This window comes from Nostoc sp. NMS2 (assembly GCF_017115105.1).
GTDB lineage: Bacteria > Cyanobacteriota > Cyanobacteriia > Cyanobacteriales > Nostocaceae > Nostoc.
The window spans coordinates 18,869-36,471 of the sequence record NZ_JABXKH010000181.1; the positions used below are offsets into that span (position 1 = coordinate 18,869).

At 42.2% G+C, this 17,603-nt stretch carries 11 protein-coding genes; 8 read left to right on the forward strand and 3 right to left on the reverse strand.

Translation table 11 applies throughout. The features are described 5' to 3' along the window. Positions 1–185 precede the first annotated feature (185 nt). Entirely contained in the window at positions 186–2,156 is a 1,971-nt protein-coding gene (dnaG, locus tag HWQ36_RS33985; protein WP_292711505.1) for a DNA primase, read from the reverse strand. A 284-nt stretch (positions 2,157–2,440) separates the two neighbouring features. On the opposite strand from dnaG, the gene HWQ36_RS33990 reads away from it, so the two are divergent. The 8 genes from HWQ36_RS33990 (at position 2,441) to HWQ36_RS34025 (ending at position 12,545) form a co-directional block, all read left to right on the forward strand. Beyond that, entirely contained in the window at positions 2,441–3,793 is a 1,353-nt protein-coding gene (locus HWQ36_RS33990; protein WP_292711509.1) for an N-acetylmuramoyl-L-alanine amidase, read from the forward strand. Between the two features lie 357 nt (positions 3,794–4,150). Next, positions 4,151–5,239, forward strand: a complete 1,089-nt coding sequence (locus tag HWQ36_RS33995; RefSeq protein WP_292711512.1) for a TIR domain-containing protein — start codon at positions 4,151–4,153, stop codon at positions 5,237–5,239. 155 nt (positions 5,240–5,394) lie between these two features. Next, positions 5,395–6,420 (forward strand): hypothetical protein, encoded by a 1,026-nt coding sequence (locus HWQ36_RS34000; protein WP_292711514.1) that lies wholly within the window; start codon positions 5,395–5,397, stop codon positions 6,418–6,420. Beyond that, positions 6,405–7,358, forward strand: a complete 954-nt coding sequence (locus tag HWQ36_RS34005; RefSeq protein WP_292711517.1) for a MoxR family ATPase — start codon at positions 6,405–6,407, stop codon at positions 7,356–7,358. The genes HWQ36_RS34000 and HWQ36_RS34005 overlap by 16 nt, the downstream gene beginning before the upstream one ends. Beyond that, complete coding sequence (locus HWQ36_RS34010) at positions 7,351–9,036, forward strand: hypothetical protein (RefSeq protein WP_292711520.1); 1,686 nt, start codon at positions 7,351–7,353, stop codon at positions 9,034–9,036. Before HWQ36_RS34005 ends, HWQ36_RS34010 begins: the two co-directional genes overlap by 8 nt. A 1-nt stretch (position 9,037) precedes the next feature. Beyond that, positions 9,038–10,681 carry a formylglycine-generating enzyme family protein gene (locus HWQ36_RS34015; protein WP_292711522.1) on the forward strand — a complete coding sequence of 548 codons (1,644 nt, stop codon included), beginning with the start codon at positions 9,038–9,040 and terminating at the stop codon, positions 10,679–10,681. 252 nt (positions 10,682–10,933) lie between these two features. Then, positions 10,934–11,641: a hypothetical protein gene (locus HWQ36_RS34020; protein ID WP_292711525.1), complete on the forward strand. Its 708-nt coding sequence runs from the start codon at positions 10,934–10,936 to the stop codon at positions 11,639–11,641. A gap of 40 nt (positions 11,642–11,681) precedes the next feature. Then, positions 11,682–12,545 (forward strand): CHAT domain-containing protein, encoded by an 864-nt coding sequence (locus HWQ36_RS34025; protein ID WP_292711527.1) that lies wholly within the window; start codon positions 11,682–11,684, stop codon positions 12,543–12,545. 371 nt (positions 12,546–12,916) lie between these two features. On the opposite strand, the gene HWQ36_RS34030 is transcribed toward HWQ36_RS34025, so the two are convergent. Both HWQ36_RS34030 and HWQ36_RS34035 read right to left on the reverse strand, forming a co-directional pair. Beyond that, a complete protein-coding gene (locus HWQ36_RS34030; protein WP_292711530.1) occupies positions 12,917–14,761 on the reverse strand; it encodes a tetratricopeptide repeat protein in 1,845 nt (614 codons plus the stop codon). A gap of 162 nt (positions 14,762–14,923) precedes the next feature. After that, on the reverse strand, positions 14,924–17,407 hold the full coding sequence (locus tag HWQ36_RS34035) for an ATP-binding protein (protein ID WP_292711565.1): 2,484 nt from the start codon (positions 17,405–17,407) through the stop codon (positions 14,924–14,926). Positions 17,408–17,603 lie beyond the last annotated feature (196 nt).

Sequence of the window (17,603 nt, forward strand, 5' to 3'; positions counted from 1 at the left end):
GCCTTTACCAGTTATAGCGGTTCTCGCTTGGGTGCAGTACAGTTTTGACCTCACTTCCATTCGTCTCTCCTAAAAGGAGAGAGGCTTTGAATCTTACTCCCCAACGCTAGTAGGGAAGGGGCTGGGGGTTAGGTCTGTATTTCATGCAATTGGGAACCGCTATAGCTTTAATTGCGCCGACCTACTTACAGCAACTCTGTGATGGAAAATAGCCGTTGTCGATCTATTTTCTGAAGCTTGATTTTTTCGGCGTAGAAAGCTTGATAATAAGATTGATAACGCTCTGGTTCAGCTTCTGGATCGGTTTGTTGCCATAGTTCCAAAAAGTGGCGATAGCGTTTTTCAAGCATCACCAAGTCCATGCAAGCGATCGCAGCTTGAACTACTTGCGGAGTCCGAAGTATTTCTTTTTGGTTTTTTTCATCCACATGAAATAAATGGGCAATTAACCCCATCTCGCTGCTAAATTCTAAAAAATGATCTTGCAAGCGGGAAATTAAATCTGGTTGAGATGCAACATTTCGCGTCTCTACATCACCGGGTGAAATTTCTAAAATCTGTTGCCATAAAAATCGGTGGTGAGAAAGGCTAAATTGCAAATCTCGCTCCTCTAGTTCGGCAATAATCGCTTGACGTTGTTCAGGACAATGTAAGTAGATTCGCAATAACAAGGCTTCTGCGTGTTCTAAAAGACTGCGTTCTGTAGCAAGTGGGGAGACGCGATTAATCGCGTCTGTACTAGGGAGTGAGGATTTGCTACTTCCCCATGCTTTCTTCGCTGATACAGGCTTAGTGTATGCAGCCGCAGCCGGAGCAATTTGAGTTAGCAGATTTTCGACTCGCAGGGGTATAAGTCTGGTATCTCCCAAACTGAGTATTTCTGCACAGTAGGAAACGTAATAATTTCGTGTATCGCTGTTCGCTATATTTTTAAGTAATTTGACTAATTGCTGAGTTACTTGCTGAAAATCAGTAGCCTGTTTCAAGTCCCGATCTTGAATAATTTGCTGAATCTGCCAATCTAACCAAAGTGGCGCATTTTTTAGCAGTTCTCCATAATCTTCTGGAGTGTGGCTATGCAAATATTCATCAGCATCTTTACCATCGGGTAAATTCAGAATTTTTAGCTGAACTTCGCCTTTGTATGCTAGTTCGGCAATTTCACCGATCGCACGTTCGGCGGCATTGGTTCCGGCTTTATCAGCATCAAAGTTGAGTACTAATTGTTTCGATTCGGTATAGCGTAATATTAACCGGACTTGTTCTAAGCTTAAGGCTGTACCAAGTGAGGCTATGGCGTTATTAATCCCAGCAGCGTGGAGAGCGATCGCATCAAAATATCCTTCTACCACCACTGCTTGATCGAGTTGGGAAATCCCACCCTTGGCTCGATCGAGGGCAAATAATGTTTTACCTTTACTAAAAAGTTCCGTTTCTGGTGAATTTAGATATTTCGGTTGTTCATCCGTGAGGGTTCTGCCACCAAAAGCAATGACGCGCCCTTGGACATCGCGGATGGGAATCATCAAGCGATCGCGGAATACATCATAATAACCGCCTCCTTCCCGGCGTGGCTTAATCAATCCCGCTTTTTCTAGGATCTGCGCGGGCAAATGTTTATCTTCCACTAAATAACGATAGAGAGTTTCCCAACCTGCGGGGGCATAACCTAAACCAAATTGCTGGATAGTTTCTTCTTGAAGCTGGCGGTTAGATCGCAAATATTGAAGTGCCTGTTGCCCTTGGGATTGTCTCAGGGCGTGTTGATAAAACTGGGCAGACGTTGCCAGAACTTCATACAACTGCTCACGCAAAGATAGTTGACGCTGCAATTCTTGGCGTTGTTCGGGTTCGAGGGTTTGTACAGGTACTTGGTAACGCCGTGCTAAATCCAGCACCACATCAGCAAAAGAACGCTTTCCCAACTCCATGACAAACTTAATGGCATTTCCCCCAGCTTGACAGCCAAAGCAATAGTACATTTGCTTAGTTTGGCTGACAGTGAAACTGGGAGATTTCTCGTCATGGAAGGGGCATAAACCGACAAAATCCTTTCCACGTTTGCGTAAAACTACGTATTCTGAGACGACATCTACAATATCGGCCCGTAGTTTAACTTCCTCAATTGTGTCTGGGTGCAAGCGGGGGATTTGCATAATTTATTGGGCACTTGTACTGAGCGAAGTCGAAGTATTGGGCATTGGGCATTGAAAAGAGGCAGAGGGGCGGGGGGCGGGGGGCAGGGGGAAAACTCTTCTCCCTTGCTCCCTGCTCCCCATCTTCCTCATCTCCCCCATCTCCAGTTCCTCGCCATTAACTTTGGAGAAATAACAAAGGACAAATGACTTTAGACTTCTGATGGCTATTATATTCTTGTTGCTAGACCAAGAACGATCTATATAATTGCTTACACTTAATTTTATCAGAGGAAATACTGAAAATGGGACGTATTTTTATATCAGCCGCTCATGGAGGCAGAGAAGCTGGAGGGATGGATCTAGGGGCGATCGCAGGTGGTACAACTGAAGCTAAAGAGATGATTTTGCTGCGGGATTTGATTGTGACGGAACTGAGGGCGCGGAATTTGGAAATTTTGGCAGTTCCCGATGACTTGAGTGCCGCCCAAACCATCACCTGGATCAATTCTCGCGGCCGCCGGGGTGATGTTGCCTTAGAGATTCAATCTGATGCAGCTAACAGCCCTTCTGTGCGTGGGGCTAGCGTCTTTTATATTGCGAATAATAGCGATCGCAAAAGCAATGGTGAACAGTTGTTAGTGGGGTTATTGCGCCGCGTCCCCCAATTACCGAATCGGGGAGTCAAGCCAGATACAGATAGTGGATTAGGTAGTTTAGCATTCTGTCGCCAGACAACGCTTCCAGCTTTGGCAATGCAAGTGGGCTTTCTCAGCAATCCAGAGGATCGGGCTTTGCTGCAAACTCGTCGCCGCGATTTTGCTTTAGGAATTGCCGATGGATTGGTAACTTGGAGTCGTGCGATCGATCCCACTCCTGGCACTCCAGCCGAAGCAAATTATCCGCCAATTAATATTAATATTAATGGCCAAAATTACTCAGAGCAAGGAGTATTAGTTAATGGCAATGCTTACATCCCCATTGATTTAGTAGATCGTCTGCGAATTGACCTTTCCAAAGCGGCTAATGTTAATCGAATTACCTATCGCAAAATAGTTTATATTAAAGCAATAGAACTAAGAGATTTTAATGTTGCAGTCAATTGGGATGCTGCAACTCGGACTGTCAGTTTGCGATCCAATTTGATGGTTTGCCCTGGTCAATTTGAACGAGTGATGTCAAACGGTAATACTTCAGAAGTACAGTTGCAATTATTCCTCAGAAACAATAACGAAAATGCTTTGGCAAAGTTTCCTGATATTCCCAAACTTTATCGGGAAGAAGCAGGGATAGAAGGAGTTAACTATGATATTGCCTTTTGCCAAATGTGTGTAGAAACTGGATTTTTACGCTTTGGCGGTGATATTAAACCTGAGCAAAATAACTTTGCAGGTTTAGGTGCGATCGGTGGCGGCTCAGAGGCAGCATCTTTTCCAAGTGCCAGAATTGGAGTGAGGGCACACATCCAACATTTAAAAGCTTACGCCAGTTTAGAACCTTTGGTACAAGAAGTAGTAGATCCAAGATTTCGCTTTGTTACACGCGGGATTGCAACATTAATCGATCAGCTATCAGGACGCTGGTCAGCAGATTTAGATTATGGTGCAAGGATTTCAGCAATGCTCAAACGATTATATGAATCGGCAGGACTTCTTTGAGTTTTGAGTAACTTGTCATAGCAATTTTTTGAGGCGTTGCCACAAGTAATGATGTTCAAAAAATTTCCGTTTAATTATGTAAAGCGGAAATTTTTTGGATGGCAGCAAAGTATATACGTAATAATTATATTTAGGGTAAATATAGGAAAAAATTCCTGTATAATTCCTAAATATAGGTCAATACAGTTCAGATAAGACCAAAACACTTGTAGAGACGGCGATTTATCGCGTCTCGAAAACCCATAATTTTGTACAATTAGCCCTTAACTGAACCGTATTGAAATATAGGTATTATCTAGAAAAATTATCCTGACAGTAAAGCTCAATTGTGCGAGCAATTATTGAAACAAGTTATTTATGAGTTTTTCCAGTACTAATCGGCAAAGCATCTTATTTCTGGCTGCAAATCCTCAAGACACTACCCGTCTACGGCTCGATCAAGAGTTGCGGGATATCGGGGAAGGACTGCAACGCGCTCAAAAGCGTGACCAATTTCAGCTAGAGCAACGGTTGGCAGTTCGTCCTCGTGATATTCAACGGGCGATGCTCGATATTAGTCCGCAGATTGTCCATTTTTCAGGACATGGGGCGGGGGAACAAGGGCTAGTCTTTGAAGATGAAATCGGTAACGCAAAGCTTGTGAACGGGGAAGCGTTGGCAGGACTGTTTGCACTGTTTGCTGACCAAATTCACTGTGTTGTACTCAACGGCTGTTATTCAGAAGTGCAAGGGAAAGCGATCGCTAATCATGTTGATTATGTAATTGGCATGAACCAAGCAATTGGCGATAGAGCAGCCATCGAGTTTGCAGTAGGATTTTATGACGCGATCGGGGCAGGTCGTTCCATTGAGTTTGCCTACAAGCTAGGGTGTGCCGCAATCCAGATGGCAGGTATTGCAGAACACTTGACCCCAGTGCTGCTCAAAAAATCCCCATCTTCTGATGTCACCGTTCAACCCACCTTGAATACTGTTGTTCAACCTCCAGTTGAGCAATTACAGAATACACCCATTGATGTCTTTATCTCCTATTCCCATAGAGATGACGAGCTGTTAGAAGAATTTGTGACTCATCTGGCTAACCTCAAACGCCAGGGTAAGATTACTGCCTGGTACGATCGCGCCATCGAAGCGGGAGAAGAATGGGAAGCTCAAATCAAAGGGCAACTGGAATCTGCTCGGATCATTTTACTGCTGATCAGTCCCCCCTTTATGGGATCAGATTATTGCTATGACATAGAAATGCAAAGAGCGATCGCCCGCCACAATCAAGGCACAGCAAGGGTAATTCCGATTATTCTCAGGCCTTGTGATTGGAAAGATTCGCCATTTAGTAAACTCCAGGTTTTGCCAAAAGATGCTAAACCCGTAACTCAGTGGAGCGATCGCGATGCCGCTTTTCTAAATGTAGTAGAAGGGATTCGCAAAGCGGTTAATTCTCTGTAAAATTACGAATTACGAATTTTCCTACCCTGATTTGTTTCTCTTCTAAATCTCAATACCATCTAGTTATACAACTCTTGCAATTTTTTAAGGCAAGTATGGGTGCTAAAAACAAAGCAATATCAGCAGATATTTCAGACATTAACTAAGGAGAATATATGCCTTCGCTTAAGCGTTTAGAGGCAAAACGTGAAGACCTAGAAGAGGAATATGAAGAAGTTCGCAAAAAGTTGAAATGGTTCAAGAAAGAAAGAATCACCAAAACTGATTCGGAAGCAAAATATGAACTAGAACAACGAATTGAGGAGTACGAATCAAGATTACAAAAAATAGATGAAGAACTCGAAGAGTTAGAAGAGCAGATTAATCAACCTCAACGAGTGGAAAACTCTGATTTAGAAAAAAGTCAAACTTTTGATTTATTATACAAATCACTATTGAAGTTAGGGTACTGGGAACAGCACAACCTCTTTGAAGAGATTGCTGGAAAATACTCTCATGGTGTGTTTTTGATCCAAGGCTATTCTAAAGACTATGGTCAAAGATGGTTACTAAATAGATTGGCTTCAATTATCCCCAATATTTTGAAAGGAAAAAATATTGTTATTGACTTAAATAGAACTTCATCAAGGACGGATATCTTAGCAATTTGGGATGAATTTGCAGGTCGAGTTGGATTACCTGAAAAGAGTTCAACTTCTCAAATTACAGAAAAAATTTGTGAATTATGGAAATCACAGAATGTTTTAATTGCTTTTAACAATGCCGATGAAACAATTAAAGAAAACTTGTGTGATTTACTTAACGACTTTTGGGCATCACTTGCTCAGAAAATATTAGAAGAGAATTATCAACAAAACACATTCAAACTACTCATCTTTCTCATAGACTATCAAGGTGTAATATCTCAGTGGAATGTTGGTTTTGTCGATAACTATAATTCAGATTGGCAACCGAATGACCCTCTGGGATTACCTGCAATCCATCCATTCTCAGATAAAGATTTAAGAGATTGGTTAAATTATCAGAGTGATTTCTTACCTTCAGCTATCTCTGCTAATAAGACAGAAACCGTTAGAGTGCTTTTAGAAAAGCAGGGAATTCCAATGCCAACTTTACGAAAAATTTGCGATCTTTGTGGTTGTAATTGGTTTGAGCAGGAGGGCAAATGGTTACGTCTCTAAATTCTAATCGCCTTGAATATACTGGCACTAAGCAACCAAAGCCAGGGGATACATACAAAGGTAAACTCATCTATCCTTACCTACCCAGCCAAAAATTAGTGGATGTTGTAAATCTAGCGATTTACTTAGGTCGTCCATTATTACTCAAAGGAGAACCTGGATGTGGTAAGACTCAACTAGCTCTTGCAGTTGCTTATGAGTTAGGACTAGATTTTGAGGCTTTGTATGTAAAATCGACTAGTCGAGCTAAAGATGGTTTGTATGTTTATGATACCGTTGGTCGGCTACGAGATGCTCAATTAGCGGCATCTGATTCTTTAACTATACAAGAAAAACAACGCTTTGATGATCCAACATCTTATATTCGTTTAGGCCCATTAGGTAGAGCTTTTATTAATCCTAAGCGAACGGTAGTTTTAATCGATGAGATTGATAAAGCCGATATCGATTTTCCCAATGATTTATTGTTAGAACTCGACGAGCAACTGATTCAGATTGAAGAGGTGCGAGAAAAGGGGAAAGAAAAAGAGATTAAGGCAGTCAATTCACCAATCGTTTTTATTACTAGTAACGACGAGAAAGATTTACCTGACGCTTTTTTGCGGCGGTGTTTATTCTATTACGTCCATTTTCCCAGCTATGAACAAATTGTGCAAATTGTCAAATGTCGATTTCCTGATATTGCAGATGAACTGACAGATACAGCTGTTTCCCGTTTTATGAAATTACGGGAATCTATGGAGGGTGAAACAGGTAAATTCAGTAAGAATGTGAGTACGAGTGAATTACTAGATTGGATTAAGGCGCTAAAGCGAGATTCATTACAAGAAGTATTAAATAAGTTGTCGGGGGAAGCCCAACTGCCTTACTTAGAGGTATTACTCAAAAGTTGGGATGCCCACATTAATTATTTGAGGTTAATTAGCGATCGTGAATGAGCCAGCATTATTAGAACTATTCACCTGTTTAAGGAAGGCAGGTTTTCCCTTGGGGTTGGCAGAATATCATCTGCTGCTGGAATCTATTAATGCAGGTTTTGGGACTCGCGATCGCACTGCACTAGCCCAACTATGCTCTGCCCTTTGGGTAAAATCCCAGCGAGAAGAGGAAATTTTTCACGATTATTTCAACCAAATCATTCCAGAGCGCCTGGAACCAGACTTTTTTGAAAGTAAAACAGAGGATATTAGCTCAACAACCAATCAACAGGAACAACCGACTTTCAAGAGACGTAAAACGGCTCGAATCCGGCGTTTTATAATTTTAGGGCTTGCGGCCAGTGTTGTGGCGATCGGCAGCGTGTTTCTCCTCAAAAAGGAATCACAAGTTAATACTTTAAAGTTCAGCGGCACTAATTTTTTTGTTCCTTACTTCGTAAATATAGGTGAAAAGGTAGCACATATCAAAATTACCCGCACTGGTAGTAGACATGGAGCAGTCAGTGCAGAATTGAATGTTGGAAAGAACTGTCGCCCAAACGAACCTAACAATACTTCCCTAGTCAGTGATATTCCCCAAATTGTTCAATTTAAAGATGGTGAATTAGGAGAAAAAACTCTCCTAATTCCCATTTTCAATGCAGGGAAGACTGATTTTTTGCAGAAGGAAATTCCCTTATGCTTGATTGACCCTCAAGGTAAAGTTCAGCTTGGCGATCCCAATAAAGCGATTTTACTTATTCAAAATAATGATTATTTGAATAATCTATTATATTATTCTGAATATCTTAACTTACTATTAATTATTTTTACCTGTATTATTCTGCTGCTTGTTGCTTGGAAGATGTGGAAAATTCAAAAGACAGCCTCTTTTGCAGATGAGGCGATCATTCCTGAAACATACACCAATTTACCCAAAACGATGCTGTCTCCTGAAGTCATTCGGACAATGGCTGACGAGATTCAAGTTGCTAAAACAATTAGGCAATCGGACAACCGACTTAGCGAATTCCCCCTCATCGTTAACGATTTGCCTGTCACCCATCGACAAATGAAGCAAGGGTGGCGTTATCTGCGTCAGTTTAGTCGTGAGGGGCCACCCATAGAGCTAGATATGGAAGCCACTATTCAACAGGTTGCCCAGTACGGAGTTTTATTAAATCCTGTGTTGGTTCCACGACGTACCAACCGCATAGAACTTCTGCTGTTAATCGATCAGGATGGTTCGATGGTTCCGTTTCACCACCTTTCCCAAGAGTTGGCAGATACAGCATTGCGTGGAGGGCGTTTCAGCCGGGTTCGGGTTTACTATTTTCACAACTGTCCAGATGAATATTTATACCGCGATCGCTATCATTTAGAGGCAGAATCAATTGATGATTGTTTGTCAAACTTGCCTAAAACCAGAACAGTTTGCTTGATTTTCAGCGATGCTGGCGCTGCTCGTGGTGGATTTAGTTCTAGGCGACGGCGGTTGACAAAATTCTTTTTAAAAGAGTTACGGCAGTATGTACGTTATACTACCTGGCTCAATCCGGTTCCTCGCGATCGCTGGGAAACTACAACCGCCCATGACATTGCGGCTTTAGTTCCCATGTTTGAGGTAAATCGTCAGGAATTTTACAGAGCGATCAATGTCTTACGAGGACGGCATCAACCTTTGGGGGAGGTACGCTAAGATGACGAATTCTAGTGCTTTGCTGCCTGAAACGCGCTTTCACGAAATTGAGCAGGCGATCGCATCATTTCAAAAACGATTTACCGAAGCTCATGTATATTTAGCCTATCATGCTGCCTTGCCCATCGCTCTCACGCCCCATTTGACCTACTGCCTCTGGGCAAATTTTCCGATGGATATCGCAAAGCAAGACTTGAAGATACCCTGGATTGCAGTAGCCGACTTACTCCTCTCTCCACTCTGCAAAGAAGTCGGACATGAACTATATGAGATGGATGCAGATTTACGCAATTATTTATTAGACCAAATGATTCAACATCCTAGCTTCGGTCAGAAGCGTGTTGAGGAATTAGCCCATTTTCTACTGTCCTACGTACAGCGAGAATTGAATGATTCTAAATCGTCTACACAAACTCTGGCTCAAGCTCAACGTTGGACGGCACTTGCTTATGTTTATCCTGAAGCTGTCGCCCATGATTTGGCCATAACACTTGCCGAATTAACCCTCAGCGAAAAAACAGAATGGCTGCGGCTGACATCATTAACAGAAGCGATCGCCACTCCTTTGCATCAAGCTCATTTTCAATCTCTGCTAGGATATCTTCAGGGGATGCGCCAACTGGCTCGTGGCAATCATATTCAAGCAGAATCAACCCTCAAATCTTTGCCAGCCCATAATAATCAAATTGTCGTCGCCGGAGTCACTTTACCCATTCCTGAATTCCAAGACTCTAATTGGCATATCAACCCGATTGCATTCAAAGCTACCTCATTAAGATCATTTAAATTTGAAACAGCTAAACTGATTCGTCAACCCCGATTTATGCGCTTGGGTTCACGCTGGATAATCGAGCGACAAGAACAACAAGCAACCCTATTTTACGAACAATTAGAGCGACAAGTTAATCTAGAAATGGTGCGGATACCAGAAGGCAACTACTGGATGGGAACCGCACAAAAAGAAGGAGACTACCACGAACGTCCTCAACATCGAGTCACCATTACCTCCTTCTTTTTAAGCCGTTTTCCTGTGACACAAGCCCAGTGGCGGGCAATTGCCAAGACTACCAAAGTCAGGATTGAACTGAATTCTGACCCCTCCGACTTTCAGGGTGATAATTTACCCGTGGAACACATTACCTGGTTTGAAGCGATCGAATTTTGTGAGCGTTTGCAATTACAGACTGGAAAACCCTATCGTTTACCTAGCGAAGCCGAATGGGAATATGCTTGTCGAGCAGGGACAGAAACCCCATTCTACTTTGGTGAAACGATTTCTCCTCAACTTGCCAGTTATGACGGAAGCAAACGATATCGTTCCGGCCCAAAAGAGCGATCGAGCAAACAAACTAGTGAAGTAGGTTCTCATAATGCAGCCAATGCTTTCGGGCTAGATGAGATGCATGGCAACGTCTGGGAATGGTGTGCCGATCACTGGTATGACGACTACACAAATGCACCAGCAGATAGAAGTGTCCGAATTACTAACAACCGGGCTTCACCTAGAGTTATCCGAGGTGGTTCTTGGAGCCATGAACCTACTATATGTCGTTCTGCCTATCGTAACGGGATTCCTCCTGACAATAAAGTGCTGACAATTGGCTTCCGAGTAGCGGTATCTTTGCAAAAAGCGAATCTCAAATGAGCTTGTAATGATGAGGCATATAGCAATCCTAAATAATTCGTGAACACAAAGATACCCGACTTTTTAGAGAAGTCGGGTATCTGAGCCTGACGATTTTCACACATCAAATAGGATTGCTATATTTATTGCTTTTCGTTACAAAAAGCTTCACAAGAATTTCTCAAGCAGTACCCTGACGGGTACTATTAACGCTGAACAGAATGTGGTAAATAATAGATTTATATCTAAAAATGAGGTAATCAAATATAACCTATGAGTATCCTTTCTGAACTTCAAAGCAAAAAACTTGGATTGCTTGAATTAATATCATTAGGCTTCAACTTATATATTAAAAAAAATCGGCTCTTTCTTGGTTTGTTTTTAATATACCTGCCTTTTTCTATTATTTTAACCGTATTATCAAACTACTTATTATTTCATGGCTATATTTTATACTTATTGAGTTTAATTTCAATTTTTTATATCTTTGTATATTCAATTTATAGTGCTACTCTTTGTATTCTTACAGAAAGTTGTGTTCTTCAGGAAAATATTCAACCTAAAACTGTAATAAAATGGATATTGTCGCACATCTTACCCCTGATTGGTTTAGAGATAAGATTTTTTATCACTTCCTATTTACTTTCTTTCTTGCTATTCGTTCCAGGCATTATTTACTTTATAAACAATGACTTCTCCTTTCACGCTTTTATTCTCCGAGGTCAAAGAGGTAAGGCAGCATTTCTATACAGTAGAACATTAGTTAAAGGAAATTGGTGGAAGGCGTTTTTCTTTGCATTATTAACTTATCTAATCAGTGGGGGCTTGCAGACAATTTTTTACAAAATTTTCAATATTACTGTTGCAAACTCTTCAATATTAATTACTGTTATATCCAGTGCATTAATACAATTAATTTTTCTTGGATTTGGAATTTGTAAAGTTTTGTTCTTTCTTAACTTAGAGTTTCAAAAACAATAACAGAAGAAAAAAAATTTAATTTGTACGTCATAATTTAAATATGGCTGAGTCATCTGCCCTAACTATTTTATTTTTAGCAGCAAATCCAGGAGGAAGCTCTCAGTCGCGTTTAGAGCAGGAAGCACGAGATATTAGTGATGGGTTACTAAGAGCAAGACATCGCGATCGCTTCAAATTTGAGCAACGATGGGCGGTACGTCCTAGAGATATTCAACTAGCTCTGCTAGAATGCAATCCTCAGATTGTTCATTTTGCTGGACATCGCAACACTACTACGGAAACAGAAATTGAGCCAGAAGAAGGATTAGTATTTGAAGATGATACCGGACATACTCATCTTATTCCTGCCAATGCCTTAGCAGATTTATTTAAGTTATTTTCAGATCAGGTAAACTGTGTTCTCTTGAACGGTTGTTACACCGAGGAGCAAGCAAAGGTAATTGCCCAACATATTCCCTACGTAATTGGGATGAAACAATCAATTACCGATAAAGCGGCTCTAGATTTTGCTCTGGGATTTTATGATGCACTAGGATCTGGTAGGTCAATGGAGTTTGCTTATCATCTGGGCTGTTCAGCAATTCAAATGGCAGGACTGTCTGAACATTTGACTCCTATTCTCTATAAAAAAACAGAATCTAATTCTATTTCTGCGCCAGATGATTCTTCTTTGCTAAATGCTGTTTTAGAAAACGGTACAACTCGAAACATATCTTCAAAACGGCATATTCAAGAAAAGCGCGAAGACTTAGAAGAAGAATATCAGAATATTCGTAAAAAGTTGAAATTTTTGAAGCAAGAATGGAATATTAAAACTGATTCAGAAGCTAAATATGAGCTTGCACAACGAATTGAACAGTATGAAGTTCAGTTGCAAAATATTGAGGAATTGCTTGATGAGTAAAAAGTTGCGCGATCGCAGTCTGCTATGGCTCTGCTTGAGAGGACAATAGACTCATGAAATTTCAGTGGGATTCAAACAAAGCAGTTAGTAATACCAAAAAGCATAGTGTGTCTTTTGAAGAATATGAATCAATACAGTTCAGATAAGCCGAAAACACTTGTAGAGACGGCGATTTATCGCTTCTCGAAAACCCAAAATTGTTGTCAGTAGACCAATCTTTCGAGATTCGGCTTCTGTTAATGAGGCGTTGCGATTGCTTGCAAAAATTGCGAAGGCAACGGCAGCATAACCAAAACTTACCTAAACAATAGCCGAAACCTTGATTTTTAGGTAGGGGCAATTCATGAATTGCCCCTACTTAAAGCGCAGCTTCACACATCTCGCTGATATTCTTCTAACAATTGCGGAATGTGATCGTACCCATCTACACCGATAACCGCAATAATTTTAGGGCGATGTTGCTGTAAGAACTCTTGGAAAGCTTCTGCCCCGATTTGCCCCTGCAAAATTGTTAGTAACCCTGCTGCTTGCCGCCACTCATTAGAAGCAATTTGCTCTAAAAGATACATTCCCAAGCAGCCTGTGTAAACGGTTTTTTCTGAATTTTGGAGATGATAATAAGCTTCTGCTAAATAAGCTAAGTTCCGCCCTTGGAGATACAAATCGCCGGAAATTTGTGCTGTTTTAAAGCCATCTTCAAGATATTTAATTGCAGTTTGGTGTTCTCCAATTACTAGATAAGCGATTCCTAAGCTGCTGACACATAAGGCTTTACTTTGAATATCGCCTAATTTTTCTGATAATTTTAAACCTTGTTCTAAATAGTTAATTGCGGCTTCATAAGTTTCAGGTTCTAGATTTTCCAGTTCTTGAGCCTGCATAACTTCGCTGTAACCTAAATTTACTAGCGCGTTTGCCTCTCCTGTGCGATCGCCTGCTTGCCGACTTAGAATTAATGCTCGTTGACTATAGTTAATTGCCTCAGCATAATTTTGCTGTTGCACGTAGGTACGGCTGAGGTGATTGAGATTGGCAATTTCACAGGGGCGATCGCTTGCATTCCTGGCTATCTCTAACGCCTGCTGATGAAAATCAATTGAGCGCTGGTATTGCCCCATAGCACGCTGAGAATAACCTAAAAGGGTCAAAATTCGCGCCTTTTCTTGGGTTCCCTCACCTCGTCGCAATGGTTCATCCAGATAATCGAGGGCATCTCGCAAATAAGTGCCAGTAAAAGAGGCAAATATCCCGCCGTAAAAGGGAAAATATGGGCGCTGGGCAAAGGTTCGCAAAATCTGGAGCATGATTTGAGAACAGGCATCGCCGTACACTGTCCCAATGCTCCCAAAACCACTGGCTAACTGACTCCAAATCACTGCAAAGGTCAAAAAAGTGGAAATGGACAACTTCGGCCCGGCTTTAACATCGTAAGCTTGTTGGTCAAACCAGTTAATTAGTCCCCGTTGCAAGAACTGTAATATCAATGCCATTTCCACCCAATCTCTGAGGGTGATTCCCCGTTGTCGCTGGGCAAATTCAATTGCCGATTCTTCCATTGCCAAGGTGCGAAGTAGTGCTTGGGGTAACTCACTATTGAGTTGTTTCGCCCAACTTGCCCAAGGGCCACGTTCTCCCGGTACGCCGCCAAATCCTAAAGCTTCTTTTTGCTCGTACATCCAACTGAGCAAGTTGTCTTGCAATCTTTGCCAAGAAGCTAAACCACGGGTAATACCTTCGGAAAACTGTTCTAAATCAGCATCTGCCTGGGCAAATTGCTGTAATGCTTTTGATAATTGCTGTAGCTGTTGCAAATTTAGCGGATACTTCTGATTGGGGTCAGTAACCCGGATAAATGTCGCCAGTCGCTCGTCAGCCGGAGCTGTGGTAATTTCTGTAACTGCGGAAGCGATCGCTTCTGTTGCTTTGTTTTGCTCTTGCCAACGTTGCCATTGACTTTGAATAGTCTTAATGGCTCTCAAACTGCGAGTAGCTTTGGCTTTCTTGAGTTCGTCTTTTTCACCATCTACTTGGCTTTGGAGGGCATTCAGGCGATCGCTCAAAGCTAACTCAAATACTTCCCCTGTACCGGAGGTAATTCCTTTAAGCAGCATTTGGTACACCATCTCAACAGAGCTAATTTTGCCCTTGAGGGTGGTTTCAACAATTTCATCGATTAAGGCAAGATAGCGATCGCGCAATGGCAGAGAATCTGACACTTTAGCTACTAAGAAACGTCACGTCAATTCTAATTCTAGTCCTTGGATGAGGGAGTGGGGGAGAGGCAGGGGGGCAGGGGGCAAGGGGGAGAATTAAATAATTCGTAATTCGTAATTCGTAATTCGTAATTACGTTTTGTGATGGGGATTTAGCTTACGTGTTCAATTCGTTCTGCTTGTAGAGGCAGGGGACTTAAACCCCCAAACTTTGTTAAAAATTACTTCTTTCCCCTCTGCTCCCCTGCCCCCCTGCTCCCCTGCCCCCTGCTCCCCTGCTCCCCTGCCCCCTGCTCCCCTGCCTCTGGCAACTACAGCTGCTAACTCGGCTGGATTGACTGGCTTAGGGACGTGGAGTTGGAAGCCTGCTAACAAGGCTTGCGTGCGATCTTCTGCCCTAGCATAAGCTGTCAGCGCCACTGCGGGAATCCGCCCTCCTCGATCTGTTGGTAACGCCCTCACTTGCCGAATTAGTGCATAGCCATCTTCTTGTGGCATACCGATATCGCTCACCAATATATGGGGGTGAAATTGTTGCAAAGCAAGCAGGGCATCATTTGCAGATGCAGCTGCTATGACTTGTGCCCCATACTGTCCCAAAACTGTGGTGAGTAAATGACGCGCATCTGCCTCATCATCAACAATTAGCACTCGCAAGTCATCTAATCTCGGCAGGTAATTATTAGCCTCTGGGATATCTACGAGAGATGAAAGCCGCTCTGCTGTATTAGCCTCTACATAAACAGCTTTCATTGGCAGATTGACAATGAATGTCGTACCGTGTCCAATTCCTGGACTTTCGACAGAGACTGTGCCACCGTGTAATTCTACCAAGTGACGGACGATCGCTAATCCTAATCCTAGTCCACCATGCGATCGCGTGCTGGAACTGTCAGCTTGACAAAAGCGTTCAAATACATGGGGGAGGAATTCGGCAGCAATTCCCGCTCCCGTATCACTCACCCGAATTTGCACGGCAGATTCAATCTGCTCTAATTGCACATCAACTCTTCCGCCTTTGGGTGTAAATTTGACGGCGTTGGAGAGTAAATTCCACACAACCTGTTGCAAGCGGTTGCTATCACCCACAACTACCCCGACTTCAGGATCGAATCTACATTTGATGTTAATCTCTTTAGCCTCGGCTGCTGGGCGTACAATATCGATTGCCGCCTCTACAAGTGGTATAAGTTTTACCCGATAAATATTTAGATGCAGTGTGCCCTTAATAATCCGTGACACATCTAGGACATCTTCGATTAGTTGCGTCAGGGATTTAGTGTTACGCTCAATTGTCTCTAGCGCCCGCGCCGTAGTAGCCTCATCAAACTTGCGATTTCTTAATAGCTGCGTCCAACCTAATATGGCGTTTAAGGGTGTGCGAAGTTCGTGGGAGAGTGTGGCGAGAAACTCATCTTTCATCCGGTTTGCTGCTTCTGCATCGGCGCGTGCTGCTTGTTCGCGCTCAAGCAATTGTTCGCGTTCTTGCTCTGCTTGCTTGCGATCTGTAATATCGAGCATAAATCCATGTAGTAGCTGCGGCCCATTCTCATCCCGCACAACATTAACAATGTCATACAGCCACACAACTCTGCTATCAGCAGCCAACATTCTGTATTCAAATTCGTAATTATTTAGTGATATACAAGATTCTTGGCAATACTGAATAACCCACTCTCGATCTTCTGGATGTATATGTTTTTCCCAGAAATTATCGATGTACCAATCTGATAATGGATAGCCAAGAATCTCAACGGTTTGTGGCCCTACATAAGTAAAATTTCCGGTAGTAGCATTTACCTCCCAAGGAATCATGCGGACTTTTTCGGTGAGTGTCTTTAACCGTTTTTCGCTCTGTTTCAGAGCTGCTTCTGCTAACTTGTGAAGTCTAATATCTGTGATTAGGGCAAGCTCTACCTGTTTGCGTTCGCTTAAATCAAGTACAAAAGAGATAATATCGTTAGGATTATTTTCTAACAAAGCAGAACCTAATAGAATGGGAACATGAGTCTTATCTTTGCGGATGTATTCGTTCTCAAAAGGCTGACACATACCTTTGGTTTTGAGTTCTGCGTAGGCGTAGCCCGCCGTAGGCATCGCACTGTTGTTTGCTTCAATATACTGTGGTGAGATCATATCGCGCCATCGAACCCGCCCTGCAAGTAAATCTTCTTGCGAATAACCTACCATTCGTAAAAAAGCATCATTAGCTTCTGCGATCGCCCCGTCCATATTGGCTACAATTACCCCAATAATGTTGGATTCTACCAACTTTCTAAACTTTGCCTCACTCACTTGTAACTTCTGCAAACTCATTTGAAGATGTTGTTTTGCAGTGCGTAACTCTGAGTTCACTATGCTGATGAATGTTGTTACCACGACAAACAAGCCTAACCGGATTATGCTGTCTAGACTCGCAACCAAGAGCGAAAACACTGGCTCTAAGAAAAAATAGCTGACGGCTAAAGTAGACAAAGCAGTAGCCAGTAACCCTGCTTCCATGCCACCATACCAGGCACTAACCGCCACGGCAGCAAAAAACAACAGAAAAATTGTTGATTTCAGTAGTGGCTGTAGCAGTAGTGTTAGTAACAATGCGCTACCAACAGCCAATAGTGCCACAGCATAAAGTTTAAGAAGGGAACGCATTCCTTTCAATGTGGATTCTCCTTTTATGCAGCTAGCCAAAGGATTATTCCCAAAATCCGCTAGACATCGCTCAACATTTATTATGCATTGGAATAATACACATCAAAGCAGTTATTTGCTGTGAATCTATCTAAAGTAGTAAAACTTAGTTTTAGCAAAGGTTAAATAGCTGATAGCTGTCGCTCTAATTATATAG